At 66.5% G+C, this 25471-nt stretch carries 23 protein-coding genes; 18 read left to right on the top strand and 5 right to left on the bottom strand.

Annotation, left to right across the window (positions count from 1 at the left end):
- Positions 1-21 precede the first annotated feature (21 nt).
- A complete protein-coding gene (locus QC821_RS15485; protein WP_309723411.1) occupies positions 22-1842 on the top strand; it encodes a M1 family metallopeptidase in 1821 nt (606 codons plus the stop codon).
- Here QC821_RS15485 and QC821_RS15480 read toward each other — a convergent pair.
- The 3 genes from QC821_RS15480 to QC821_RS15470 are packed head-to-tail and all read right to left on the bottom strand — an operon-like array spanning position 1819 to position 5058.
- The gene (locus QC821_RS15480) at positions 1819-3276 is read right to left on the bottom strand and encodes a PH domain-containing protein (RefSeq protein ID WP_309723409.1); all 1458 of its coding nucleotides are present in this window, start codon (positions 3274-3276) and stop codon (positions 1819-1821) included. The two genes, QC821_RS15485 and QC821_RS15480, sit on opposite strands and share 24 nt — an antisense overlap.
- Complete coding sequence (locus QC821_RS15475; RefSeq protein ID WP_309723407.1) at positions 3273-3800, bottom strand: PH domain-containing protein; 528 nt, start codon at positions 3798-3800, stop codon at positions 3273-3275. The genes QC821_RS15480 and QC821_RS15475 overlap by 4 nt, the downstream gene beginning before the upstream one ends.
- Positions 3787-5058, bottom strand: a complete 1272-nt coding sequence (locus tag QC821_RS15470) for a methyltransferase (protein WP_309723405.1) — start codon at positions 5056-5058, stop codon at positions 3787-3789. Before QC821_RS15470 ends, QC821_RS15475 begins: the two co-directional genes overlap by 14 nt.
- Before the next feature lie 257 nt (positions 5059-5315).
- Between QC821_RS15470 and QC821_RS15465 the strand changes: the two genes are divergently transcribed.
- The 7 genes from QC821_RS15465 (at position 5316) to QC821_RS15435 (ending at position 13863) form a co-directional block, all read left to right on the top strand.
- The gene (locus QC821_RS15465) at positions 5316-6539 is read left to right on the top strand and encodes a GGDEF domain-containing protein (RefSeq protein WP_309723403.1); all 1224 of its coding nucleotides are present in this window, start codon (positions 5316-5318) and stop codon (positions 6537-6539) included.
- 74 nt (positions 6540-6613) lie between these two features.
- Positions 6614-6961 carry a putative quinol monooxygenase gene (locus QC821_RS15460; RefSeq protein WP_309723400.1) on the top strand — a complete coding sequence of 116 codons (348 nt, stop codon included), beginning with the start codon at positions 6614-6616 and terminating at the stop codon, positions 6959-6961.
- 28 nt (positions 6962-6989) lie between these two features.
- The gene (locus tag QC821_RS15455) at positions 6990-8795 is read left to right on the top strand and encodes an ABC transporter transmembrane domain-containing protein (protein ID WP_309723398.1); all 1806 of its coding nucleotides are present in this window, start codon (positions 6990-6992) and stop codon (positions 8793-8795) included.
- Between the two features lie 486 nt (positions 8796-9281).
- Positions 9282-10385, top strand: coding sequence for a TRAP transporter substrate-binding protein (locus QC821_RS15450; protein ID WP_309723396.1), 1104 nt, complete (start codon positions 9282-9284; stop codon positions 10383-10385).
- Between the two features lie 10 nt (positions 10386-10395).
- Positions 10396-10896, top strand: a complete 501-nt coding sequence (locus QC821_RS15445) for a TRAP transporter small permease subunit (RefSeq protein WP_309723394.1) — start codon at positions 10396-10398, stop codon at positions 10894-10896.
- A gap of 3 nt (positions 10897-10899) precedes the next feature.
- Positions 10900-12225: a TRAP transporter large permease gene (locus QC821_RS15440; protein WP_309723391.1), complete on the top strand. Its 1326-nt coding sequence runs from the start codon at positions 10900-10902 to the stop codon at positions 12223-12225.
- Between the two features lie 51 nt (positions 12226-12276).
- Complete coding sequence (locus tag QC821_RS15435; protein WP_309723388.1) at positions 12277-13863, top strand: gamma-glutamyltransferase family protein; 1587 nt, start codon at positions 12277-12279, stop codon at positions 13861-13863.
- A 44-nt stretch (positions 13864-13907) separates the two neighbouring features.
- Here QC821_RS15435 and QC821_RS15430 read toward each other — a convergent pair whose 3' ends face one another.
- Complete coding sequence (locus tag QC821_RS15430) at positions 13908-14543, bottom strand: hypothetical protein (protein ID WP_309723385.1); 636 nt, start codon at positions 14541-14543, stop codon at positions 13908-13910.
- Between the two features lie 667 nt (positions 14544-15210).
- Between QC821_RS15430 and QC821_RS15425 the strand changes: the two genes are divergently transcribed.
- The 7 genes from QC821_RS15425 to QC821_RS15395 all read left to right on the top strand — a co-directional run bounded on the left by QC821_RS15425 (position 15211) and on the right by QC821_RS15395 (position 21498).
- Positions 15211-16107: an NAD(P)-dependent oxidoreductase gene (locus QC821_RS15425; RefSeq protein WP_309723382.1), complete on the top strand. Its 897-nt coding sequence runs from the start codon at positions 15211-15213 to the stop codon at positions 16105-16107.
- A gap of 90 nt (positions 16108-16197) precedes the next feature.
- A complete protein-coding gene (locus QC821_RS15420) occupies positions 16198-16938 on the top strand; it encodes a GGDEF domain-containing protein (RefSeq protein ID WP_309723379.1) in 741 nt (246 codons plus the stop codon).
- 90 nt (positions 16939-17028) lie between these two features.
- On the top strand, positions 17029-17874 hold the full coding sequence (locus QC821_RS15415) for an AAA family ATPase (RefSeq protein ID WP_309723376.1): 846 nt from the start codon (positions 17029-17031) through the stop codon (positions 17872-17874).
- A 3-nt stretch (positions 17875-17877) separates the two neighbouring features.
- A complete protein-coding gene (locus tag QC821_RS15410) occupies positions 17878-19056 on the top strand; it encodes a vWA domain-containing protein (RefSeq protein WP_309723373.1) in 1179 nt (392 codons plus the stop codon).
- 115 nt (positions 19057-19171) lie between these two features.
- On the top strand, positions 19172-19810 hold the full coding sequence (locus tag QC821_RS15405) for a hypothetical protein (protein WP_309723370.1): 639 nt from the start codon (positions 19172-19174) through the stop codon (positions 19808-19810).
- Positions 19807-20565 carry a DUF3307 domain-containing protein gene (locus QC821_RS15400; protein WP_309723367.1) on the top strand — a complete coding sequence of 253 codons (759 nt, stop codon included), beginning with the start codon at positions 19807-19809 and terminating at the stop codon, positions 20563-20565. Before QC821_RS15405 ends, QC821_RS15400 begins: the two co-directional genes overlap by 4 nt.
- A 3-nt stretch (positions 20566-20568) precedes the next feature.
- Complete coding sequence (locus QC821_RS15395) at positions 20569-21498, top strand: N-acetylmuramoyl-L-alanine amidase (protein WP_309723363.1); 930 nt, start codon at positions 20569-20571, stop codon at positions 21496-21498.
- A 61-nt stretch (positions 21499-21559) separates the two neighbouring features.
- Here the strand turns inward: QC821_RS15395 and QC821_RS15390 are convergent, their stop codons facing one another.
- Positions 21560-22009, bottom strand: coding sequence for a hypothetical protein (locus QC821_RS15390; protein WP_309723361.1), 450 nt, complete (start codon positions 22007-22009; stop codon positions 21560-21562).
- A gap of 157 nt (positions 22010-22166) precedes the next feature.
- Here QC821_RS15390 and QC821_RS15385 point away from each other — a divergent pair, with 157 nt between their 5' ends.
- The 3 genes from QC821_RS15385 (at position 22167) to QC821_RS15375 (ending at position 25423) form a co-directional block, all read left to right on the top strand.
- Positions 22167-22760, top strand: a complete 594-nt coding sequence (locus tag QC821_RS15385; protein WP_309723360.1) for a GNAT family N-acetyltransferase — start codon at positions 22167-22169, stop codon at positions 22758-22760.
- A 367-nt stretch (positions 22761-23127) separates the two neighbouring features.
- Positions 23128-24849: a proline--tRNA ligase gene (locus QC821_RS15380; protein ID WP_309723357.1), complete on the top strand. Its 1722-nt coding sequence runs from the start codon at positions 23128-23130 to the stop codon at positions 24847-24849.
- Complete coding sequence (locus QC821_RS15375) at positions 24830-25423, top strand: transglycosylase SLT domain-containing protein (protein ID WP_422720120.1); 594 nt, start codon at positions 24830-24832, stop codon at positions 25421-25423. Before QC821_RS15380 ends, QC821_RS15375 begins: the two co-directional genes overlap by 20 nt.
- The last annotated feature ends 48 nt before the right edge of the window (positions 25424-25471 follow it).

The following is a 25471-nucleotide window of genomic DNA, read 5'->3' as shown; positions in this document are numbered from 1 at the left end:
GCCCTGCTGGGAGGCCTGGGCGTGCTAGGCAGTCTCGGCGCTAACGCTGAAGAACTGCCACACAAGAGCATGCGGCTGTGGCTCGACCCTGCCAGCGCGAGCCTGCGCGGCGAACTCGAGCTCAGCCCGGCCCCCGCGTCCGGGGAGATCGCGCTGCTTGCCGGGCTCGAACTCACCCTCGATGAGCATGACGGCCAGCGCCGCATCATTCATTGGCAGGGCCAACTTCCCCCCGCAGTACAGCAGCGCGGGCTGCGCCTGGAGGAGGCCGGCAGTTTTCTCCCCGCCAATGCTGGCTGGTATCCGTCACTGCTCGACGCGCCCTTCTCGCTGTCGCTGACGCTTGAACTGCCGCCGGAGCAGCGCGGCGTGGCCAGCGGCTCGCTGGTGAGCGACGACAGCGACGCCGATGCCACTCGCGAGCACTACCAGCATCCACGCAGCGACGGCATCGAGGTCGCTGCCGGCCCCTGGCAGCTGCGTGAGCAGAGCGTCGGCGACGTACGCCTGCGCACCCTGTTTCCCAGCGCCCTGGACGACGCCTTCGCCGATACCTACCTGCATCACGCTGCCAACCACCTGTCGCTGTTCGAGGCGCGCCTGGGCGACTACCCCTTCGCCAGCTTTACCATTGCCGCCACCCCGGCGCCGGTGGGCCTGGCCTTCCCGGGCTTTACGCTGCTCGGCGAGCGGGTCATCCCGCTCCCCTTCATCCCGCATACCTCGCTGGCCCATGAGCTGATGCACGCCTGGTGGGGCACCGGGGTGCGCCTCGAGCGTGGTGCCGGCAACTGGTCGGAAGCGCTGACCACCTACCTGGCCGACTATCACCTGGATGAGCTGCGCGGCGACGCCTACGACACCCGCAGCCGCTGGCTGACCGACCTCGCCGCCCTGCCCGCCGCAGGCGAACGTCCGCTGATCGCATTTCGCGGCGGTCGCGACCCCGCCGCACGGCTGATCGGCTATCAGCACGGCGCCATGGTGCTGCATATGCTGCGCCAGCGAATTGGCGACGACGCCTTCGACCGTGCCTTGCGCGAGCTGGCCGACACGCACATGTTCCACAGCGCCGGCTGGGACGATCTGCAGGCCGCCTTCGAGGCGGCCGCCGACACCTCACTGGATGACTTTTTCTCTGCCTGGCTGCATCAGCCGGGTCGCCCGCGCATCGTCCTCGAGGATGTTCAGCGCACACCGCAGGATGATCGCTGGCGCCTCGAGGTCACGCTGCGCCAAGAGGCCAACGGCGCCACCTGGCCGCTGAAGTTGCCACTTGTCATCGCCACCCGAGACGCCGAGGTACACCACAGCATCCGCCTGGAGGCGCCCCGCAAGCGGGTACGAATCGACCTCGACGAGCGCCCGCTGGCGCTGCAGATCGATCCGCACCTGGACGTGTTGCGTGAGCTCGATGCGCCGCCTGCCACCCTGCGCGCACTGCTGCTGGCAGGCGATGTCGAGGTGCTGGCGGCAAGCCCGGGCAGCGAGTCATTGGCCCTGCAGTTGCTGGGCCAGCGGCCGGAGGCGGCACACCAGCACGACGCGGCGGCGTTAACGCTGCTGGTGGGACTGAGTGACGATGTCGACGACTGGCTCGGCGACCGGGCCGTCAGCGTGCCGCCCGAGGTCGAGCAGCGCGGCGCAGCGCGCATGTGGCACCACCCCGAACGGCCGCTGGTGATACTCAGTGCCGATGCTCCCCGCGGCCTGGGCCAACTGGCCGCAGCGCTGCGCCACCAGGGGCAGCATAGCTACGTGATCCAGGACGCCGACGGCGCCACCCTCGACAGCGGACGCTGGCCCCGCGAGCGACACCTAGTCTGGCGGTTCGACGACTGAGTCCGAGGCGCAGGCCGCCAGCAGCTCATCGGCCAGCGCCAGGGCCGTGGCGTGCTCGATATACGGCAAGGCTACCCGCCCGTGGGCGAGGTGCAGATGCAGTGTGGCAAGCCCGCGACGGCGCTGGAACCAGCTCTGGCGCACGTCCACCGCGATCGCCTTGTGCAGCGCGAACACGTGAGTGCGCAGGCCGAACAGGCCGTGACGTACCCACAGGTAGTCGCCGCTGCGCGCCCAGCCCTGGCAGTACCAGCGTCGCCAGGCCCCCAGCACCACCAGCGCCAGCAGCGCGGCAGCTAGCAGCAGCCACTGCCAGCCGGGCAGCGTCACGTCCAGCAGCGCGCCACTGCCGGCCAGCAGCAGCCCGCCCAGCAAGACCCCTCGCAGCAGCAGCACTCGTCGATAGTGGCGTGAAACGCGGACCAGCTCGGCGGGCCAGCTCAGCCCCGGCCACAGGGTGGCCAGCAGGCGCCGCTGTTCGCCCCCGGTAATCCCCGGCACCAGGAAACGGCGCCCCTCATCGCCGGCACCACCGAACTGGTGACAAACCAGATAGCCGCAGCCAAGCAGGCGCCCGGGACCGGTTTCGACCCATTCGACCACCTGCAGGCGCGACAGGGTGAGACTCTGACGCTGGCGCTGCAGCAGGCCGCTGGTCTGGATCTGGCGTCCGCCGTGCTCGACCAGGCGATAGCCGAAGAAGCGCCACGCAGCGGCTATCACCGACAGCAGCAGCACAACGGCCAGCACCACCAGCAGGGCCAGGGCGGCGAGCAGCAGCGGCGCAGTCGGCAGCCAGTCACGCCATGCCAGAGACGGCGCGATATCGTGCAGCCAGCGCTCCAGGGGGCGGATCAGCGGCGACAGCATGGCCGCGGCGACCATCACCGAACGGCTGGTCAGGCCGTGCAGCAGCAGGCCCTTGGCGGTGAGTACATAGTGGGCAGGTGCTGCGGCTTGCGGGGTCAAGGCGTAGGGCGACAGGCGCTCGCTGAGCGCCTCGGCGATGGCCTGGCGAATCCCTGGCAGGGTTATCCGCGAGGCATCGCCGGCCAGCGGCACCACCTGCCACTCGACCACGCCGAACGGCCGCATATGCAGCGGCTGACGCGTGGCGATCTGCTGCACGTGGTGCGCCGCCAGCTTGTACTCGCGCTGCTCGAAGAGGCCGCTGTGGATCACCAGCACATCGTCCTCGAGCCGAAACCGGAAACGCCGGTAATAGCGCCAGGCAAGCAACAGCGCCAGGCACAGCACCCCGCCGCCGGCCAGCAGCAGCTCGCGCCAGCCGATGGCATCGAGCAGCGTCAGACCAGCACCGGCGCCAAGTAGCAGCGGCAGGTGCTGACGCCCCTGCTCGGCCGCCTGGGTCAGCAGTAGCGAGACCATCGCCCACGGCGATAGCCGCTGCCACTCGGCGAGCGGGTCGCTCACGCCGACGACTCGCCTGAAGCGCCGCTCAGGCGATCCAGCAGCTGCTGCTTGAGCAGCTCGGCCTGGGCCGCAGGCAGCCCCTCGATCAGCAGGTCGGCACCGCGCCCGCCGGCAGTGAAGCAGGCCAGTCGCACCAAGCCGAAACAGCGCTCCAGCGGATTACTGCGCGTCTCGATATGCTGCAGCCGCACCAGCGGCAGCGCCTGCAGGCGCCGCACCAACAGCCCGCGGCGCTGAACGATGTCATGCTCACGCAGCGCATAGCCGCGACGCCGCGCCTCGCACCACGCCAAGCCCACGCCCAGGGCAGCGCAGCCCGCAACGCCGGCCACCAGCCAGGCACGCCAGGCCAGCAGCGGCGAGTCGCCCAGCGGCATCCACGCCACCGCCAGCACCACCACCAGCCAGCCGGCCGCCTTGTGCAGTGCCAGGCAGGGTGCCAGATGCGGCGACAGCGGCTGCAGCGGCGACTCACCGAGCCCGCGCCACGACTCAGCGCCAGCTGGCGGATCAGAGTGAGTCATGTAACACCTCGGATGGGGAGGCGTGCCGCGCGTCGCGGGCCGCCTGAATGAGCAGATTACGCGGTGTCAATTGCCGCGCGCAGAAGGTGGCCAGCGTGACCGTATAGCCCGCCTCCTCGAGCATCAGCACGCGGTCGAGCACCAGCCACAGTTCCAGCGGTCGACGAAACAGCTGGCGTACCACCTCGAGTCGCTCGACCTCGGCCAGACGCTGCCAGCCGCGCGCTTCGAGATCGCCCCAGTCGACCCGCCCGGGCAGCACCAGGCCCTTGCGCTCGGCAGCCCAGGCGCAGAACTCGGCCAGGCTCGGCGGCATACGCCCGTAGGCCAGGCTGGGCACCGGCAGGTAGCTGTCAGTGCCGCGCAGTTCGCGCTGCAGCAGGTCGAAGGCCAGGCGCCAGGCGCCATTGCGGCGGCGCTGGCGGCGCACCTGCTGCGGGGCGGTCACGGTTTCCTGTACCGCCAGGGCCAGGGTGTCGCGCTCGAGGGCCAGCCCATGCCGTGCGGCCAGGGCTCGCCCGGTCGCCGACAGCGGTCGATAGCGCGCGGCGGCGGTGCGCTGGTAGCAGCATGGTGCCAGGGTTACCCCGGCCCCGCAGTCGGCAGCCAGCTCGAGCAGCCGCTCGTGCAGGTCGCCACAGGCGTGCAGTGCCACCACCTGGTTCGAGGCCGTCAGCCTGTCGCGCGCCGTGGCTGCCATCACGTCCTGTTCGAGCATGGTGACCGCGACTCCCTGGCGCGCGGCTAGCTGCTGCCCCTCTCGACACAGCGTCGGCTGCCACTCGAGGGCCGTCACCGGCTGCTGATGCAGACGACTCAAGGCGCGCGCCAGGTGCCCTTTGCCGGCACACCACTCCACCAGGCTGGCCTCAGGCTCGAGCGGCACATGGGGTGCAAAGGCCTCGATCTGCTGCCACTTGCGGCCCCCAACATGGGTAGCCCAGGCCGCCGGCAGCGTTGCGGTCGGTAATGCGGGCACCTTGCACAGCGCAGCAAGCTGAGCCAATGGCAGATACTCCGCCAACGGATGCCGCACCACGCCGTCAACCGAGGCATAGGGGTCGTCATCGCGTAGGCCTGCCAGGGTGCTGTCGTCGAGACTCATGGCGGCGTCGAACAGCGCGGCGTGTGACGTTGCCCATTCGGGCATGCGCTGATGAAACGGCGCCGGCCGCCATAGCGACTGCCACTCACCCAGCAACAGGCTCAGCCCGTCGAAGCGTTCACCATGGCTAATGCATGGATCCGATATCGACAATGATCTCTTGTCAGGCACTAGCATTACACCTCTTTCACCACCACCTCGCACCAATTCAGTAGGCGATCACTCACATGGAATGTCGCCAACATAGGACATTGGGCGACATCGTCTGGCGGCCTGCGTAATAGCTGCCATGCTTGCTATTGCGCACTGCAGCGCAAGACGCCGCGTTGTGCCCGCGCCGATCACATAACACTAACAACAGCAAGGGAGCGGGAGGGCCAGCCTACGGCGGGCCGCCCAAGGATGTGGTAATGCCAGTCAGCCTATCCACGCTACCGTCGGTGGCGAAGTTCACGCCTTGGGCCGAGTTCGATGACCCTACGCTGGAGTCGCGCTATCGCCGCTCCACGCTAGCCCGTGATGCCTGTCAGATGCAGCATGCCGCCCTGCTGGCAGCGGCACTGTTCCTGCTGTTCGGCTTCGCCGATCATGCTCAGGTAGGCACCGGCCGTGCCTTCGCCTGGCTGCTGCTGATGCGATTCACGGTGGCCGCGAGCTGCATCCTACTGGCGATTGCGCTGCGTCGCCAGCCACGCCTGGCGCATCGACGCCTGCCCATCAATCTGATCTGCCTGATCACCATCAGCGGGCTCTTGTTGACCATTCCGCTACGCTCGAATGCCTTCAGCACCCACCTGACATCGGTGCTCGTGGTCAGCATGGCACTCTATCTGCTGGTCCCCAACCGCTTGCCGTGGACGCTGGCGTGGAACGCCTACCTGATCGCTGGCTTTACCGCTGCGGTACTACTGTGGATGCCGGCACCGGTAGGCGTGCTGACCAGCAACCTGCTGCTGTTAGGCGTCGTCAACCTGGTCGGTGGCATCACCCAGCTGCGCCTCAATCGGCTGCAGCGTCTACAGTATCTGTCGCTGCAGGAGGAGCGCGACACCAATCGCCGGCTGCAGGCAGAAATCGAAGAGCGCTGCCAGCTCGAGCGTCAGCTGCGCCATAGCGCCAGTACCGATCACCTCACCGGGCTGTACAATCGTCGCCGCTTCTTCGAGCTGGCCGAACGCGAGCTGTGCCGTGCCTGTCGCAACGGCACACCGCTGGCACTGTTCATGATCGATATCGACCACTTCAAGAAGCTCAACGACAGCTACGGCCACCGTATCGGCGACCAGGCGCTGATCGCGGTGGCCAGTGGCTGCCAGGCAGCGCTGCGCGATACCGATATCATCGGCCGCTACGGCGGCGAGGAGTTTATCGTCGCGCTGCCCGATGCGACGCTGAACACTGCCATTACCATCGCCGAACGGTTGCGCCAGCAGGTCAACGACATCGCGCTGAGCATCGAACCGGCGCCGCCGACGCTATCGGTTACGCTGGGCATCAGCCTGCTGTACGCCGACGAAACGACGCTGGACGGTGCCCTGCAGCGCGCCGACCAGGCGCTCTACGCCGGCAAGGCCCGCGGCCGCAACCAGGTGGTAGTCGCCCCGCCGGGCACGCTGACTGCCGTAGAGGCCTGACCCCTGCAGCCAATTTCGCAACTCAGCGCCGCAATGGTATCGTCGCGGGTCACATCGACTTACCCGGAGGCGCCATGAGCGCGAAGATCTACTGCACCGCCAGCTTCAAGCCCAAGCCTGGCAAGGAAGAGGCACTTTTCAAGGCGCTTCAGGCACTCGAGCCGAACGCCCACCGTGAAGATGCCTGTCTGCTGTATACGGTTACCCGCCATATCGATAATCCGTTCGCGCAGGGTGCCAGCTACCCTATCGTCTTCCATGAAATCTGGGCCAACCGCGCCGCCTTCGAGGCACACTGCCAGCGCCGCGAGATTCGTGACTTCTTCGCCACTCACCTCGACGCCGAGGACGGCGATATCGAAGACGCCAATGTCTGCGTTTACAGCGATGAGCCGCTAGCCTACGACGCGCCCAAGCTTTGAAACCGGGTGCTTCCCGGCCAGCGACGTCATGACGCCTGCCCCCGACCCGCGCACTCTGCTGCGGCTGCTTGCCCTGCTGCGCCCCTATCGAGGCCGCCTGGCGCTGGCCGCGCTGACGCTGCTGATGGCTTCGGGCAGCGTACTGATGCTGGGGCAAGGGCTGCGGCTGGTGATCGACCAGGGCTTCATGGCGTCCGACGCCGCCAGCCTGAATCGTGTCCTGATGCTGCTGTTGGCGGTGGTCACGGTGCTGGCCGCCGCCTCGGCGCTGCGCTATTACCTGGTGACCTGGATCGGCGAGAGACTCGCTGCCGACCTTCGACGGCAAGTCTTTGACCATCTACTGACCCTGGAGCCCGGCTTCTTCGAGAGCGCCGAGCGCGGCGATCATGGCGCCGGCGAAATCACCTCGCGCTTGACCGCCGATACCAGCGTACTGCAGAGCCTGTTTGGGTCGTCGGTCTCGATGGCGCTGCGCAACGCGGTGATGCTGGTCGGTGCCGTGGTGCTGATGCTGATCACGCAACCCTGGCTGTCCGCGCTGGCGCTGCTCGGCATCCCTGCCACGCTGTTGCCGATCCTCTGGTTCGGTCGGCGGGTACGCCGCCTGTCGCGGTCGAGCCAGGACCGTGTCGCCGAACTGGGCCGCTACGCCGGCGAGGCGCTGGGCGGCATTCGTACCCTGCAGGCCTTCAATCACCAGGACGTGGACCGACACGCCTACGCGCAACGCGTCGAGGACGCCTTCGACACGGCGCTGGTGCGCACCCGTCAGCGGGCCTGGCTCACCGCCATCGCCATGCTGACGGTGTTTGCCGCCGTGGGGATCATGCTGTGGCAGGGCGGCCAGGCGGTACTGGCCGGCACCCTGAGTCCCGGTGAGCTCTCGGCGTTCCTGTTCTACGCCGTGCTGGCCGCCGGTGCCGTGGCAACGCTTGCGGAAGTCGCCGGTGACGTCCAGCGCGCGGCCGGCGCGGCCGAACGGCTGCTCGAGTTGCTGGATACCCAGCCCGCCATTCATTCGCCAGCTACCCCCACGCCGCTGCCCGATCCGCTGCGTGGCGATATCGGCTTGCATGGCGTGAGCTTCTGCTACCCGGGACGCGATATTCCCGCCCTGGATAACGTCACGCTGCAGATTGCCGCCGGCGAGCGAGTGGCACTGGTCGGCCCCTCGGGCGCCGGCAAGAGCACCCTGCTGGCCATGCTGCTGCGCTTCCACGACCCCGACAGCGGCTACCTGACGCTGGACGGGATCGACCTCGGCAGGCTGGACCTACAGGCCCTGCGCAGCCAGTTGGGCCTGGTTTCCCAGGAACCCGTGCTGTTCAGTGGCAGCGTGGCCGACAACCTGCGCTATGGACAGGCTAGTGCCTCCTATACGGCGCTACGCGAGGCTGCTCGCGATGCGAACGCACTGGCCTTCATCGAGGCGCTGCCGCAGGGGTTCGATACGCCGCTGGGGCCCGGCGGCGTACAGCTGTCCGGCGGCCAACGCCAGCGCCTGGCGATTGCCCGCGCGCTGCTCAAGAATCCCCGCGTGCTGTTATTGGACGAGGCCACCAGCGCCCTGGATGCCGAGAGCGAACGGCTGGTCCAACAGGCGCTGGACGCACTGATGGTGGGTCGCACCAGCCTGGTCATCGCCCATCGGCTGGCCACGGTGGTCTCCGCCGACCGCCTGCTGGTGATGAACGACGGACGGCTGCTGGCCGCCGGGCGTCATCACGAACTGCTCGCCAGCAGTCCGCTTTACCGCCAGCTGGCCGAGCTGCAGTTCGGCCGGTCGACGCCGGACGCGGACCAGCCAACGAGCGCCGATCGGCGGCGTTGAACCAAGGTCGCATTGTTTCCTTGGGCCGCGGCTACGACACTTCACGGGTCGACACAGGGCGCACAACCACAACAAGGCGTCTGGTCGAATCTGCGACTCAACAAGACAACAAGGTCCCTCCAGGGATCGGGGGTGCACGCCAGCTCACCCCAGGGGAGTACGCCAGCTTTTTTCTCCCCACATCATGCCACCCAGCATATCCCTCTTTCATGGTACCTGCGCCATAGCGGCACGGGTGCCTGTGCCTGTTTCTATCCCCCCAGACTGCGCATTGTGACTCGCTTGCTGTCGCTCCGGCAAGGCACAAACGGCTGAACGCCCGGCCGCTTTTTGGTGCACGACGAGCCCCATGGCGGCCTATGCTACTACCGATAGCACGCAGGAAAATCAGCATAGACATAAAAAATCGATTTTATGGCACATCCATTGCATCGCTCAGGGTGGCAACCGCTACACCATCCCATTCGCTGCCCAAGGGTGAACGCAATGTCGCTATCTCGTCGCAAGTTCCTGACTACCGCCGCCGTCTCCTCCACCGCCGGCATGATCATGGGTGCTCCAGCCATCGCCCGCGCCCAATCCTCCGAGACCGTCAACTGGCGAATGACCAACGCCTACGGCCCCGGCGCGCCCTTCTACACCGAGGGTCCCGGCAGTCCCACCGACATCATCAACAAGATCAATACCATGTCCGGCGGACGCTTCAATATCCAGCACTTCGCCGCCGGTGAGTTGATACCCGCCTTCGAGGGATTCGAAGCCGTGCAGGCCGGCACCATCGAGATGAATGCCGCCAACAGCTATTTCTGGTCGGGCACCACCTTCGCCGCCCAGTACTTCACTACCGTGCCCTTCGGCATGAGCTATATGGGCCACATGGCCTGGCTCTACCACGGCGGCGGCCTGGAGCTGTGGCAGGAGGTCTACGAGCCCTACGGCATGGTTGCCCTGCCGATGAACAACACCGGGGTACAGATGACCGGCTGGTTCCGCGAGCCGATCGAAGACGTCAGCCAGCTCAACGGGCTGCGCATGCGCATACCCGGACTCGCCGGCCAGGTCTATGCGGCGCTGGGGGTGGATGCCAGGGTGCTGCCGGGCGGTGAGATATTCCCCGCCCTGGAACGCGGCGTGATCGATGCCGCGGAGTTTGTCGGCCCCTATCAGGATCGCCGCCTGGGACTGCAGAACGCCGCCAAGTACTACCACACCACCGGCTGGCATGAACCCGCCACCACCGGCGAACTGCTGATCTCCAAGTCGCACTGGGACAGCCTGCCCGACGATCTGAAGATGATGGTGCGTACCGCCTGCCAGGCCGCCTGCATGGAGAGCCTGGCCTGGTCGGAAGCCGTCAACGGCGAGGCGCTGACCGACCTGGTGGAAAATCACGGCGTAACCGCCCAGGTCCTGCCGGAGCCGGTGGTCGCGGCGCTGCGCGAGGCGACCCTCGACACCCTGGAAACCGAGGCCAACGCCGACCCCATGGTGCGCAAGGTCCACGACAGCTACATGGCCTTCAAGGCCAACCATGATCGCTGGGCCAGCATCAGCGAAGGGCCTTGGCTCAAAGACATTCTGGGGGTGTAGCGTGCGCGCCGTGGAACGCTTGGTCCACGGGCTCGAGGCGGCGGTCCGGCTGTTCGGCTGGATCGCCGCCTGGACCTGCGTGGTACTGGTACTGCTGGTCGCCGGCGATGTCCTGATGCGCTACCTGTTCCGGATTGGCGCGATCTGGATTCAGGAGCTGCAGTGGCACTTGATCTCACCGATCGCGCTGTTCGGCATGTCCTATGCGCTTTACGCCGGTGAACAGGTGCGCGTGGATGTCTTCTATGAACGCTTTCCGGAAGGGCTGCAGCGTGTCATCGAAGTCATTGGCGGCCTGCTGCTGCTGGCGATAGGGCTCTACGCGGCCTGGCTGACGCTGCCCTGGATCAGCCAGTCGTGGGTGCGCAACGAGGCCTCCCCCAATCCCGGTGGACTGCCCTGGCGCTGGGCCCTCAAGTCCTTCATACCAATGGGTTTCCTTCTGCTTGCCATGCAGAGCCTGGCACATGTCCTGCGCCACGCCTTTGCCCTTCCGCCAAGAGGTGAATGACTGATGTCTCCTAACGAGTGGCTCGCGATCGGCATGATCGGGGCGTTCTTCGTGCTGCTGCTGATCGGCCTGCCGGTCGGCATCGCCATTGCCAGCACTGCGTTCTTCTTCGGTTTCATCGGCTTCGGGCCGGCACTCTTCAACCTACTGCCGTCGCGCATCTACGGCGTCGTCACCAACTACACCTTCATGGCCATACCGCTGTTCGTGTTCATGGGCGTGATGCTGGAGAAGTCCAAGCTCGCCGAGGAGCTGATCGACGTGGTGGGCCATCTGTTCGGCAGTATCTCGGGCGGCATGGGCGTGGCCATCATCGCAGTGGGAGTGCTGCTGGGTGCCGCCACCGGCATCGTCGGCGCCACCATCGTCACGCTGGGCCTGCTGACCCTGCCGACGCTGCTGAGGCGCGGCTACCCCAAGTCGCTGGCCACCGGCATGATCTGCGCCTCGGGCACCCTCGGCCAGATCATTCCACCGAGCCTGGTGCTGATCCTGCTGGCCGAGATCCTCGGTGAATCGGTGGGCACCATGTTTGCCGCCGCCATGGTGCCTGGACTGACCCTGGCGGCGGTCTACATCGTCGCCATTCTGGTCCTGGCCGCGCTGCGACCGGGCTTGATGCCGCCAATCTCCGCCGCTGAGCGTGCCGCCCTCTCACGCGGGCAGCTGCTCCGCAAGGTAGTGCTGGTGGTCGGCCCGCCGGTGGGCCTGGTGGTGGCGGTGCTCGGCTCGATCATCGGCGGCGTCGCCGCCCCCACCGAGGCAGCCGCCATGGGAGCACTGGGCGCACTGCTGTTCGTCGCTCTCTCCGGACGCCTCACCCTGGGCCTGCTCAAGGAGGTGGCCACCGCCACCCTGCTGATCTCGGCGATGGTATTCTTCATCCTGATCTGTGCCCAGGTATTTGGCTTGGCGTTCCGCGGCCTGGGCGGCGAGCACCTGGTCGCCCGCATGTTCGACTGGGTGCCAGGCGGCGAGACCGGTGCGCTGCTGTTCATGCTGCTGCTGATGTTCGTGCTGGGCTTTTTCCTGGAGTGGATCGAAATCACCTATATCGCCCTGCCGCTGTTCTTGCCATTCTTCGTGCAGCTGGGGGTCGACATGGTGTGGCTAGGCATTCTGGTCGGGCTGATCCTGCAGACCTCGTTCCTGACCCCGCCCTTCGGCTGGTCGCTGTTCTTCCTCAAGGGCGTGGCGCCCAAGGAGGTCTCCACCCTGGATATCTACAAGGGCGCGTTGCCCTTTATCGCTCTGCAGTTCCTGGCCGTGGCGCTGGTGTTCATGTTCCCCGCCATTGCCACCTGGCTGCCCCGGGCCATCGGCTGGTAACCCGGGACGCCCCGATCGACAACACCCGACCGATAACAAGAGACACGCCCGATGATCCATACCCGACGCAGTTACGGCGGCATGTGTGTCGCCCCTCACCACCTCGCCGCCGACGCCGGTCGCGACGTACTCAGGGCCGGCGGCAACGCGGTCGAGGCGATGGTCGCCGCTGCCGCGGCCGTTGCCGTCGCCTACCCGCATATGAACGCCCTGGGCGGCGACGGTTTCTGGTTGATTCACGAACCTGGCAAGCCCCCCGTGGCCATCGATGCCTGTGGTCCCGCCGCCGGCCTGGCAACCCCCGACTTCTATGCCGGTCACGCCAGCATCCCCGAGCGCGGCCCTTTGGCGGCGCTGACCATGGCCGGCACGGTCGGCGGCTGGCACGAGGCGCTGGCTATCGCCGCCGACTGGGGGCAGGCGCTGCCGCTGGAGCGGCTGCTGGCCGATGCCATCCGCCATGCCGAGCAGGGCGTAGCGGTCACCAGGAGCCAGCAGCAGCTGACCGCCAAGCATCGCGAGCGGCTCTCTGCGAGCCCGGGATTCAGCGACGCCTTCCTCAACGCCGGCGAGGTCCCGCTGGAAGGCAACCGGCTGCGCCAGCCGCGCCTGGCCAGTACCCTGAGACGCCTGGCCGAGGCCGGCCTCGACGACTTCTATCGCGGCGAGCTGGCCACCAGCATGGCCCGCGACCTGGAAGCGCTGGGCAGCCCGCTGCGCCGCGACGACTTCGACCGCTATCGCCCCCGCCGCGTCACGCCGCTGGAGGTGAGTCTCGACGAGGCCACGCTGTACAACCTGCCGGCTCCCACCCAAGGCGTGGCCTCACTGATGATCCTCGCCCTCTATGCGCGCCTCGAGGTGGCCGAGGGCGAGAGCGTGGCCCACCTGCATGGACTGATCGAGGCCACCAAGCGCGCCTTCATCCTGCGTGACCGCCTGGTCACCGACCCCGAGAGGCTGCCCACCCCGCTGCAACCACTGCTCGAGGAAGCGGCACTCCAACGCGAGGTGGCGCAGATCGATATGCAGCGCGCCCTGCCCTGGCCACACCAGGCGCTGCCGGGAGACACGGTATGGCTGGGCTGCGTGGATAGCCAGGGCCGTGCGGTGAGCTTCATCCAGAGCATCTTCTGGGAATTCGGCAGCGGCGTGGTGCTGCCCGAGAGCGGCGTGCTGTGGCAGAACCGCGGTATCAGCTTCAGCCTCGATGCCGATTCGCTGCGCGGGCTGGGACCGGGCCGCAAGCCCTTCCACACTCTCAACCCGGCACTGGCCCGCTTCCGAGATGGACGCACGCTGGTCTACGGCACCATGGGCGGCGAGGGCCAGCCGCAAACTCAGGCCGCGGTCTTTTCGCGCTATGCCTTCCACCACCAGACACTGCAGCAGGCGGTGAGTGCGCCGCGCTGGCTGCTGGGCCGCACCTGGGGCGAGTCCAGCACCAACCTCAAGCTCGAGTCACGCATCCCCGGCGACACGGTGACAGCACTCCGCGCCCTGGGCCATGACGTGGAAGTTTTGCCCGAGGCGTTCAGCGACAGCATGGGCCACGCCGGCGGCATCGTGCACCACCCCGACGGATTGATCGAAGGCGCCCATGACCCTCGCAGCAACGGTGGAGCCGCGGGCTGCTGACGCGCGCCTCCACGAATGACCGCCGACCTGAGGCGGTCGCCCCCTCAGCGCGCCGCCTGGGTACGCAGGGCGTCGAGGTCCCACGCTGCCAGCATGTCGACCAGGACATCCTGTGAACTCAGGTGGCGGCCTTCCAGCTGCATCAGGATACGGCCGTCAAGCATCATCGAGATCTTGCCGCTATCACGCTCCGGATTCCATTCGAGCATGGCGGTCTCGCGCCCAATACGCACCCGGTCCGTATTCGGCTGGGCCGCCATCAGGGCCGGATTATTGAACATCGCCGCCATGCTTTGGATCATCGGATTGTCGATCATCAGCGTGGCATTGACGCTGCCGTCGCCGTCTTCTTGCTGGTAGCCACGCTCCAGCAGAGTGCCGCCGCCGCCAAACATCGCAGCCGCCGCCATGGCGCCTCCGTCCGAACTGGTTTCGCCTGCCGTCCAACCGTCGAGGGGCTCCGGGAAGGTCTCGCCAATGCGAGCGGCCATCAGCTTGCGAAGATCATTGATGGCAAACTCCAGCTCAGTGATGGCACCCGGGTAATCCTGCTCCTGGTAACGCTCCAAGCCGATCTCGATCTGCTCGACGATATCGTCGGCACTGGCCATGGTGGCCAACGGCAGCGTGAGCAGCACACAGCATAGGGACATCGATTTAGGGCGGCACAGGCGTGGCATGGTGTATCTCCTCGACGCCACATGGGCGTTAGCGGGCGGGGGGCGTTTGCGTTGAGCTCGTTCGACGGCGCTGGCTGGTCTGACAGCCTGCGCCAATCAACTATAGCCAGCGCCGCCGGAGTTTTCCTGTTGCCAGCGTGCAGGGCACTTTCAGCGCCAGTAGGGCGCTGCGCTTCATGACTGGCGCAGCATAAAAAAGGTCCCCCGAAGGGGACCAGGGGAGCACGCCAGCTCACTCGGTGTATCACCTCGATGGAGGTGATGTGGGCGTTCCACCTATCGCAGCGTAATCCTTGTTGTTGGCTGCGACTCAAGCGATGAAGGTGAAACGCCGATGTCTGTGTTTGTCTTGCCCTATACATTGCACAGCCTGAGCCAACTTTTACAGACACCATTAAAAATCAGCACCTTACATAAAGATTGCGTGCCAGGCAGGGCGCGCTGTCTACGCCACCCATGCTGCTCTGCACCAAATAGGGGCTTTTTTTGACCGCTGTGCATTACTTCGGCGCATCTACTGCTTTATCGGGGCTGACCAGTGTATCTTGCCGCCCTCTTCGCTCATTGCATTATCGAGTGTTGGCTTTACAGCAATCGGCGGAGGCCCTCGCGTTGTCGCTTTTGATCCCTTCGCGCATGCTATGGCTTTGTCTGTGAGGAGCATGTCATGTCTGATACTCGTCTCGGCTTCATTGGCATCGGCCTGATGGGCGACCCCATGACGCGGCGCCTGCTGTCTGCAGGCTTCGACGTCAGCGTCTGGAACCGCACCCCGGCCAAGACCCGCCCGCTGCTCGACGCCGGAGCCCGGCCGGCGACCTCGGTCGCCGGCCTGGTCACGCAGGTGGATACGCTACTGCTGTGTCTGGCCAATACCGCAGCGGTAGAAGAGGTGGTGTTCGGCGCCGACGGCGTGGCTGCACACGGCCGCCCCGGCCAGTTGCTGATCGATCTCTCCAGCAGCGACCCGGCGGCTACCCGGGACTTCGCTGCGCGTCTCGAGCAGCAGTGCGGCATGCGCTGGGTGGATGCGCCAGTCTCCGGCGGAGTGGCCGGCGCCGAGGCCGGCAGCCTGGCGATCATGTGTGGCGGCAGCGAGGCGGATGTCGCCTCGGCACGCCCGCTGCTGGCGCCGCTGGCGGCACGCATCACCCACATGGGCGCGGTGGGCAGCGGCCAGGTCACCAAGGTCTGCAATCAGATGATCGTCGGCTGCCAGGCGGCGGTCATCGCCGAAATGGTGGCCCTTGCCGAGGCCAGCGGCGTCGACGCCAGCCAGCTGCCCGAGGCGCTGGCCGGCGGCTTCGCCGACTCCAAGCCGTTCCAGATCCTCACCCCGCGCATGGCGGCGAGCGACTTCGACAACCCCGCGTGGCACCTGCGTACCCTGCTCAAGGACCTCGACATGGCGACGGCCCAGAGCCAGCGTGCCGGCAGCGCCACCCCGATGAGCGGCCTGGCCGCCCAGTTGCTGCGCGCCCACGCCAGTCGTGGCCACGCCGAGCACGATCCGGCCACCCTGGTGGAGGCCTACCGGCCTGCCGCCAGCCATGGCTCGCCGTAATTGACTAAAGTTTGTCGTGTAACGCGCGATAACATAGGGGATAGCCATACAAGAACGTATGCCGCTGCAGATCAAGGGATCGCTCCAATCGTGCCAAACTTGCTCCCGGTGACGCTGTTCGCCGCCGCATTGCTGCTGTCCGGCGCGGCTCTGGTGCATTTGTGCTATCGGCGGCCGCTACTGGCCCTGCTCAAAGCCCTCGACGCTGAGCAGCCGCTGGCAGGTAACGTGCCATGCCGTCTCCCCACGGCGCCATCGATGGCGCGTTTGACACGCCAGATCGCAACCCTGCAGAACAGCAACGTTCAGCTTCACGAACAGGCCGTCATGGACCCTCTCACGGGGCTCGGGAACCGCCGCATGCTCGAGCAGCGACTGGAGGTCGCGCTGCCGATCAGTCGTCGCTGGATGAAGGCGGTCTCGGCGCTGATGATCGATGTCGACCATTTCAAGGACTATAACGACCTGTACGGCCATCAAGCCGGCGATGAATGCTTGATCGAGATCGCCAATGTGTTGCGCGACACCTTTCGTCGCGAAACGGATATCGTGGTGCGCCTAGGCGGAGAGGAGTTTCTGGTGGTTCTGCTCGATGCCAATGCCATGGAAGCCACTCGCCTGGCAGAAGCCATGCGCGGCATGCTGCAGGCGGTGGGCATCCCCCACCGCGGCTCCAATGTGGCCGATGTCGTCACGGTCAGTATTGGCGTCTCCACGACGCATTCGGGCTCGGCATTCTACCTCGAGGACATGATCGCCTCCGCCGACACCGCGCTCTACGCCTGCAAGGCCAAAGGCCGCAACTGCGTGACCAGCCATACCATCGGCTGACCTGCCAGTCCCAGGTCGACAAGGCTTTGTCGAAACCCCCAGCCTTCCGTACACTTGTTTGAAAATTGCCTTTAATGCTGAGGAGTGCCAATGGCGTTTACTTCCACCACCACCTACGTGGCCACCGAGGCGCTCAAGCAGGCGGTCAACGCTGCGGTGACCCTGCAGCGCCCGCTGCTGATCAAGGGCGAACCGGGCACCGGCAAGACGCTGCTGGCCGAGGAGCTGGCGGCATCGCTGGACACCCGCCTGATCACCTGGCACATCAAGTCCAGCACCAAGGCGGCCCAGGGCCTGTACGAGTACGACGCGGTGAGCCGCCTGCGCGACTCCCAGCTCGGCATAGAGGGCGTCGAAAACGTCGCCAACTACATCAAGCCCGGCAAGCTGTGGGAGGCCTTCACCGCCGACGAGCGGGTGGTGCTGCTGATCGACGAGATCGACAAGGCCGACATCGAATTCCCCAACGACCTGCTCCAGGAGCTGGATCGCATGGAATTCCATGTCTACGAGACCGGTGAGACCATCGCCGCACGCCACCGGCCGATCATCGTCATCACCTCCAACAACGAGAAGGAGTTGCCCGACGCCTTCCTGCGCCGCTGCTTCTTCCACTACATCGAATTCCCCGACCGCGAGACCATGCAGCAGATCGTCGACGTGCACTTCCCCGACATTGCACCCAAGCTGGTCGGCGAGGCGCTGGAGGTGTTCTTCGAGCTGCGCCAGGCCCCGGGGCTGAAGAAGAAACCCTCCACCTCGGAGCTGGTCGACTGGCTGAAACTGCTGATGAGCGACGAGCTGGCCCGGGAGGCGCTCTATCAGCGTGATCCCGCCAAGGCGATCCCGCCGCTGGCAGGCGCCCTGGTCAAGAACGAGCAGGATACCCAGCTGCTCGAGCGGCTGGCCTTCATGCTGCGTCGCAAGGGTCGCTGAGCGATGTTCATCGGCCTGTTCGAGACCCTCAAGCGCGCCGGCGTGCCGGTGTCGCTGCGCGAGCTGCTCGACCTGCATGCCGTGGTCGAACACGGCGTGGTGTTCGCCGACATGCAGGCGTTCTATCAGGTGGCGCGCACCGTGATGGTCAAGGACGAGCGGCATTTCGACCGCTACGATCGCGCCTTCGCCGCCTGGTTCGAGGGGCTCGAGAATCTCGATGCCGCCATCGAGGCGCTGATTCCCGACGACTGGCTGCGCCGCGAGTTCGAAAAGCAGCTCTCCGAGGAGGAGAAGGCGCAGATTGAGTCCCTGGGCGGGCTCGAGGAGCTGATCGAGACCTTCAAGAAGCGCCTCGAGGAGCAGAAGGAGCGCCACGCCGGGGGCAACAAGTGGATCGGTACCGGCGGCACCAGCCCCTTCGGCGCCTACGGCTATAACCCCGAGGGCATGCGCATCGGCCAGGAGGGGTCGCGCCATCGCCGGGCGATCAAGGTGTGGGACGAGCGCCGCTTCCGCGACTACGACGATTCACTCGAGCTGGGCACACGCAATATCAAGATGGCACTGCGCCGGCTCAGGAAGTTCGCCCGTCAGGGCGCCGCGGCGGAGTTCGACGTCGATGCCACCATTCGCGAAACGGCTCGCGATGGCGGCCTGCTCAACGTGCAGATGCGCCCGGAGCGCCATAACGCCGTCAAGGTGCTGCTGCTGCTCGATGTCGGCGGCTCCATGGACGACCATATTCGCACCTGCGAGGAGCTGTTCTCGGCGGCGCGTTCGGAGTTCAAGCACCTCGAGCCCTACTACTTCCACAACTGCGTCTACGAAGGGCTGTGGCGCAACAACTTGCGCCGCAACAGCGAGCGCATCCCGACCATGGACGTGCTGCATACCTACGGCGCGGATTACCAGGTAGTGATTGTCGGCGACGCCGCCATGTCGCCCTATGAGATCACCCACCCCGGCGGCAGCGTCGAGCATTTCAACCAGGAGTCCGGCGCGGCGTGGCTCAAGCGCCTTGTCGAACGCTTCCCGCGCCTGGCCTGGCTCAACCCCATGCCGCCGCGAGCCTGGGAATACACCCACTCCACTCAGTTGATTCGCCAACTGATCGACGCGCGCATGTACCCCATGACACTGGAAGGGCTGGAAGAGGCCATGCGTGAACTGGCGCGCTGAGCCACAATAGCCCCATGGATCAATAACCCTTGCATATAGCCCTTGAGGGTTATTTTATTGCCAAATAGCCTTTTTGGGCTATGATAACAGCGACTCTATCTCTGGAGCGCCTGCCATGACCCAGCGAATCGCCGTGCTGACCGGCGATGTGATCGACTCACGCAAGGTCGCCGATCGCCAGCGCCTCTATGCGCTGCTGGACGCCACCCTGGGCGAACTGGCCACGCGCCACGGCGGTCGTGGCGAACGCTTCCGCGGCGACGGCTTCCAGCTGGCGCTGCCCAGGGCCACAGCCGCCATGGAGGCCGCTATCGCCCTACGCGCGGCACTGATCGAGCACTCCGAGGCCGACCAGCGCTGGGACGCACGCATCGCCGTGGCGGTGGGGCCGGCAGGCCACAGCGGGCTCGACACCGCGGACAGCGAGCCGTTCGTGCGTTCCGGCCACGACCTGGATGGATTGAGCGAGGGCAGCGCACAGCTATCGCTGACGCTGCTAGACGAAGCGGACGACGGCAGCCTGGGCCTGCTGACGCGCTACCTGGACGACTTGGTGGCAAGCTGGTCGCGCTACTCGGCCGAAGTGGTCAGGCTCAGCCTGGAGAGCAACGCCTCCCAGCAGGCCATGGCCGACCATCTGGGAATACGCCAACCCAGCGTACACAAGCGACTGCGTGCCGCCCGCTGGCCACTGCTGGCCGATACGCTGGCCTACCTGCGCCAGCGGCTGGCGGAAAGGGACACGCCCTCATGACGCCCAATGATCTCTCCCTGCTGATGGGGCTGGTGCTGGCCCACCTGGTCGGCGACTTCCTGCTGCAGCCGCGCCGCTGGGTCGACGAGCGGATGCGCCGCCGGCACCGCTCGCGCCACCTGCTCTACCATGCGCTGGTCCACGCCGGGCTCACGGCACTGGTGCTGCTGATCGCCGCCTGGCTGCTGCCGGGCTCCCCCGGCCCGCAGGGAGTGCTCGCCGGTGCCGCGGCGGTGGCCGCCAGCCACTGGCTGATCGACCTGGGCAAGGCGACGCTGCCCGCCGAGCGGTTACGCTGGTTCCTGCTCGACCAGTTGCTGCACCTGCTGGTGCTGTGCGGAGTGTGGCTGGCCTGGCTCGGCAGCCTCGACCCACTGGCAGCGCTCGGCACCTGGCTGCTCACGCCCACGGTGCTGGGCGTGGCCACCGCCTACCTGATCGTGACGCGGCCCCTGTCATTCGCCATTGCCATGCTGATGAAGCGCTGGAGCAATCAGTTGCAGGATACCGGCACCCTGGCCCAGGCCGGTGCCCGCATCGGCATGCTGGAACGGCTGCTGGTGCTCTCCCTGGTGCTGCTCGACCAGCTGACCGCGGTGGGCTTCCTGCTGGCCGCCAAGTCGGTGCTACGCTACGGCGACCTGCGCGAATCGAAGGACCGCAAGCTGACCGAATATGTGCTGCTGGGCACCCTGGTAAGCGTGGCCTCGACCCTGGTGCTGGGCCTGACGCTCAGACTGCTGCTGGAGAGTTGAAGCATGTGGCATAAGGGAGTCGTCATCACCTGCCTGGCCCTGCTGCTCGCGGCCTGTGCGGGGCCTGGGTTGGAACCGGCAACCGCGCCGCTGGAGCCACGCCCCGGCTATGTGGTGGACCACACCCATGTGGCGCCGTCCCACAACAGCCGGGTGCGGCATCTGGTGCTGCACTACACCGATGTGGACGAGGCCCAATCCCTGGCGACCCTGACCGGCCCCCACGTCAGCAGCCACTACGTGCTGCCACTACCGGTCCGGGCTCATCGCGGCCAGCCGCTGGTCTACCAGCTCGTCGACGAGGAGCGCCGCGCCTGGCACGCCGGGGCCAGCGCCTGGAAGCGCCGCACCAACATCAACGACACCTCGATCGGCATCGAGATCGTCAATACCGGCCCCGACCGCCCCTACGCCGAAGTGGAGCGAGCGCTGGAGGAGCACCCGGAAAGCGAACCCGTGATCCACTGGGCGCCCTACCCCGAGGCGCAGATCGAGGCACTGATCGCCCTGTCACGGGATATCATCGAGCGCCACGGCATTCACCCCACCGACGTGGTGGCCCACTCGGATATCTCGCCGACGCGCAAGATCGACCCGGGCCCGGTGTTTCCGTGGCACGCCCTCTACCAAGCGGGCATCGGGGTATGGCCCGAAGCAGCCGCCGTGGCGCGCTATCGCGACCGCTTCGACCAGGCGCTGCCCGAGCTCGCCAGCCTGCAGGCGGCACTCCAGGCCTGGGGCTACCCGCTTGAGGTCAACGACCAGCTGGATACCCAGACTCGTGCGGTACTGCGCGCCTTCCAGATGCGCTTTCGTCCCGCCGACTACCGTGGCCGGCCCGATGCCGAGAGCGCCGCGATCCTCTGGGCACTGCTGGAACGCTATCACCCGGCAACGCTGGATAGCCTCGATCAGCCGTTACGGAACAGGTAGCTGTAAGCGCTCAACGCTGCCGAGTGCGGGGCAAGTGCAGACAGCTGAAGCCGGCCACAGGCTACATGGTCGACAGCCGTTCGGCGTCGTCGACCCCCGACATGCGAACCAGCGCCAGCGCCTCATCGAGGCTCTCGACCCGCTCGGTCAGCAGCAGCTCGTGGTCGAGGTCGACCGACTTGCCGAGATGTTCGGCCAGCATCAGCTCCAGCGTCTCCAGGTCGAGTTCGTCCTCGAACGGCATGCTGTCGACCTGCGCCTGGGCATGGCCACTAGGGAGATAGATGGTGCCGTTGGAGAAGTCCACGGCATAGGCCACCACGCCGGGGATGATGAAGAACAACAGGCCTACGCCATTGGCCAAGGCGATCCGTGGATCGATGTCGCCGCTGGTTTGGCCCTTGCGCTCCGGGTGCAGCAGCGTGCCGCAGCCCACCAGCGCCAGCACGCCGGTGGCCACTACCAGCCGCGCCAGCCAGCGGCGCACGGCCGCATGTGTCGTTGTTGTCATTGCACTATATTCCCTGCCTTATCGCTGCAAAGCCTATCACAGTCCCACTGTCTGCGCCTGGCGACGCCCGTGGCCCAGTCCAGGTCGCCCCCAGGATTGGCGGTGAGCGACCGGACTGCTAGCGTGGAGGAGAAATACGCAAGCCATGAGGAAGCGCATGTCGGCCACCACCCTGAGCACCTGCCAAGGGCATGCCATCGCCCCCTATCTCGACGCCCTGGCACGCCTGAGAATCCGCGTGTTTCGCGATTTCCCCTACCTCTACGACGGCGATCTCGCCTACGAGTCCGACTACCTGGCCCGCTATGCGGACTGTCCGCGCAGCCTGTTCGTGCTGGCCTTCGACGCCGACACCTTGGTGGGCGCTGCCACCGGCATGCCGCTGGCCGACGACCTGGACGAGTTCCGTGCACCCTTCGAACAGGCCGGCTTCGATATCGGCAGCGTTTTCTACTACGGCGAGTCGGTGCTGCTACCCAGCTACCGCGGCCGCGGCATCGGCAAGGCGTTCATGGCCGAGCGGGAAGCGCATGCCCGCGGCGAAGGCTTTGCCAGCGCCGCCTTCTGCGCCGTGGAGCGCCCCGACGACCACCCGTTGAAGCCACACGACTACGTGCCACTGCACGGCTTCTGGCGCTCGCGGGGCTATGAACGCCACCCCGAACTGGCAACAACCTTTCACTGGAAGGATATCGGTGACGCCGAGGAGACCCACAAGCCGATGGTGTTCTGGCTCAAGTCGCTGAGGTGAGCCTATATGCTGACGAGTAGCGCCGAGCACAGGTTGAGAAGGAGCATACGGACGAGGGGCGCCGGGGACAGGTCGAAGAGGAGGTTTGCGCCATGGGTGAGGAGCATGCTCCGAACGGGCTGGCCATGGATGGCCAGCACCGGTCCTGCAAGCGAAGCAGGATGCGAGAGCGCAGCAGGGCGCAAGGTAGCGCCCAGGGATGGGTTTACAGCGCCTCCTCGCAGGCCTGTCGCCGGGTCACCCCCGAGGGTCAAGCAATGCCGTCCCTTTTGCCGCCACACACGCTTGACCGTACAATGCCCCAAACGCCGCCGCCGCGGCACGCCGACTCATGTCACGCCCCATGCTGGAAGGAAACGCCGGACCCATGCGCGCCACCCAACTGCTGCTCTCGACCCTCAAGGAAACCCCCGCCGACGCCGAAGTGATCAGCCATCAGCTGATGCTGCGTGCCGGCATGATCCGCCGCCTTACCTCCGGCCTCTACACCTGGCTGCCGCTGGGCCTGCGCACCCTGCGCAAGGTCGAACGCATCGTGCGTGAGGAGATGGACCGCGCCGGCGCTCAGGAAGTGCTGATGCCGGCGGTGCAGCCCGCAGAGCTGTGGCAGGAGTCGGGGCGCTGGGAGCAGTACGGCCCCGAATTGCTGCGCCTCAAGGATCGTCACCAGCGCGACTACTGCGTCGGGCCGACCCACGAGGAGGTGATCACCGACCTGGTGCGCAAGGAGATCAATAGCTACAAGCAGCTGCCGACCAACTTCTACCAGATCCAGACCAAGTTCCGCGACGAGATTCGGCCGCGCTTCGGCGTGATGCGCTCCCGCGAGTTCATCATGAAAGACGCCTACTCCTTCCACGTCGATGAAGCCTCGCTGCTCGACACCTACCAGGCGATGTACGACGCCTATATGCGGATCTTCACCCGCCTGGGCCTCGATTTCCGCCCGGTACTGGCCGACAACGGCTCGATCGGCGGCACCGGCTCCCACGAGTTCCACGTGCTGGCCGACTCCGGCGAGGACGCTATCGTGTTCTCCACCGAGTCCGACTACGCCGCCAATATCGAGAAGGCCGAGGCGCTGCCGGCAGCGCTCGGCGCCACCCCCGAGCGCGCCGCGCCCAGCGAGGAGCTGCGCCTGGTCGATACCCCCAACGCGCGCACCATCGCCACCCTGGTGGAACAGCACGGCCTGCCCATCGAGAAGACCATCAAGACGCTGATGGTGCGCGCTGCCGAGGGTGGCCTGATCGCCCTGCTGGTGCGCGGCGATCATGAACTCAACGAGATCAAGGCCGAGAACCTGCCCGAGGTGGCCGCACCGCTGACGATGGCAACGGAAGAGCAGATCCGCGCCGCGGTGGGCGCGGGCCCCGGCTCGCTGGGGCCAGTCAATCTCGACATGCCGATCATCATCGACCACTCGGTGGCGCTGATGAGCGACTTCGGTGCCGGCGCCAACGTCGACGGCAAGCACTACTTCGGCATCAACTGGGAGCGCGACGTGGCACTGCCCCAGGTTGCCGACCTGCGCAACGTGGTGGAAGGCGACCCCTCACCGGACGGCAAGGGCCGGCTGGCCATCAAGCGCGGCATCGAAGTGGGCCACGTCTTCCAGCTGGGCAGGAAGTACTCCGAAGCGATGAACGCCACCGTGCTCGACGCCAACGGCAAGGCCACCCATCCGTGGATGGGCTGCTACGGCATCGGTATCACCCGCGTGGTGGCCTCGGCCATCGAGCAGAACCACGACGCCGGCGGGATCATCTGGCCCGACGCCATCGCTCCCTTCGAGGTGATGCTGGTGCCGATGAACGCCCACAAGTCGGAGCGCGTGCGCGAAACCAGCGAGCAGCTCTACGCCGAGCTCAGCGCCGCCGGCCTCGACGTGCTGCTCGACGACCGCGATACCCGCCCCGGGGTCAAGTTCGCCGATCAGGAGCTGATCGGCATCCCCCATCGGCTGGTGATCGGCGACCGCAGCCTCGATAACGGCGAACTCGAGTACAAGGGTCGCCGCGACGACGCCCCGACCATGGTGCCCGCCGACCAGATCGTCGACTTCCTGCGTGGGAAGGTCGCGAGTTAACCTCCCGGCGGCCGCCCTGCTGGCGGCTGCACTGGGCTGCTCGGCGTCGGCGGCGCTAGCCGAGCCACGCCATGCCGTGACCCCGGGACTGCGCGCCACCCTCGACGGGGTGCTGGACGAGGCGCCGAGTGCGGCTCAGATCTGGGCATCGCGCCAGTGGCTGAGCGCCATGGAGCCGCGCCTGGCGCGCTTTGTCTCCGACCCCGAGACGCGCATGCGGCTGCTGGAGCGCGTCTACCAGGAGGCGCAGCTGGCTGGTCTGGCCCCCGAGATCGTGCTGGCGGTGGTTCAGGTCGAGAGCGCCTTCCAGAGGGAGGCGATCTCCTCCGCCGGCGCCCTGGGGCTGATGCAGATCATGCCGTTCTGGGTCGCCGAACTGGGGCGCCCCGCCGATGACCTGTTCGACCCGCTGCTCAACCTGCGCTATGGCTGCACGATCCTCGCCCACTACCTGGCGGTGGAGCGTGGCGACCTGACCCGCGCCCTGGCGCGCTACAACGGCAGCCGCGGTGAGACCTGGTACCCCGAGCGGGTGATGCAGGCCTGGAAACGCAATTGGTGGATACAGCGTTAAGCCGGCCGGATGACACTACTCGGCTAATCCCCCACCATTATCGCGACT

It is taken from the genome of Franzmannia qiaohouensis (assembly GCF_031451695.1).
Classification (GTDB): domain Bacteria; phylum Pseudomonadota; class Gammaproteobacteria; order Pseudomonadales; family Halomonadaceae; genus Franzmannia; species Franzmannia qiaohouensis.
The sequence above is the reverse complement of the archived record's forward strand: the minus strand, read 5'-3'. Positions and strand labels throughout refer to the sequence as shown.

Bases quoted from the DNA above. Each gene is read 5' to 3' on its own strand.
- QC821_RS15435 (WP_309723388.1), top strand. From the start codon at position 12,277: ATGATCCATACCCGACGCAGTTACGGCGGCATGTGTGTCGCCCCTCAC.
- QC821_RS15390 (WP_309723361.1), bottom strand. From the start codon at position 22,009: ATGACAACAACGACACATGCGGCCGTGCGCCGCTGGCTGGCGCGGCTG.
- QC821_RS15440 (WP_309723391.1), top strand. From the start codon at position 10,900: ATGTCTCCTAACGAGTGGCTCGCGATCGGCATGATCGGGGCGTTCTTC.
- QC821_RS15455 (WP_309723398.1), top strand. From the start codon at position 6,990: ATGACGCCTGCCCCCGACCCGCGCACTCTGCTGCGGCTGCTTGCCCTG.
- QC821_RS15460 (WP_309723400.1), top strand. From the start codon at position 6,614: ATGAGCGCGAAGATCTACTGCACCGCCAGCTTCAAGCCCAAGCCTGGC.
- QC821_RS15400 (WP_309723367.1), top strand. From the start codon at position 19,807: ATGACGCCCAATGATCTCTCCCTGCTGATGGGGCTGGTGCTGGCCCAC.
- QC821_RS15395 (WP_309723363.1), top strand. From the start codon at position 20,569: ATGTGGCATAAGGGAGTCGTCATCACCTGCCTGGCCCTGCTGCTCGCG.
- QC821_RS15405 (WP_309723370.1), top strand. From the start codon at position 19,172: ATGACCCAGCGAATCGCCGTGCTGACCGGCGATGTGATCGACTCACGC.
- QC821_RS15475 (WP_309723407.1), bottom strand. From the start codon at position 3,800: ATGACTCACTCTGATCCGCCAGCTGGCGCTGAGTCGTGGCGCGGGCTC.
- QC821_RS15380 (WP_309723357.1), top strand. From the start codon at position 23,128: ATGCGCGCCACCCAACTGCTGCTCTCGACCCTCAAGGAAACCCCCGCC.
- QC821_RS15450 (WP_309723396.1), top strand. From the start codon at position 9,282: ATGTCGCTATCTCGTCGCAAGTTCCTGACTACCGCCGCCGTCTCCTCC.
- QC821_RS15415 (WP_309723376.1), top strand. From the start codon at position 17,029: ATGGCGTTTACTTCCACCACCACCTACGTGGCCACCGAGGCGCTCAAG.
- QC821_RS15410 (WP_309723373.1), top strand. From the start codon at position 17,878: ATGTTCATCGGCCTGTTCGAGACCCTCAAGCGCGCCGGCGTGCCGGTG.
- QC821_RS15430 (WP_309723385.1), bottom strand. From the start codon at position 14,543: ATGCCACGCCTGTGCCGCCCTAAATCGATGTCCCTATGCTGTGTGCTG.
- QC821_RS15425 (WP_309723382.1), top strand. From the start codon at position 15,211: ATGTCTGATACTCGTCTCGGCTTCATTGGCATCGGCCTGATGGGCGAC.
- QC821_RS15465 (WP_309723403.1), top strand. From the start codon at position 5,316: ATGCCAGTCAGCCTATCCACGCTACCGTCGGTGGCGAAGTTCACGCCT.
- QC821_RS15385 (WP_309723360.1), top strand. From the start codon at position 22,167: ATGTCGGCCACCACCCTGAGCACCTGCCAAGGGCATGCCATCGCCCCC.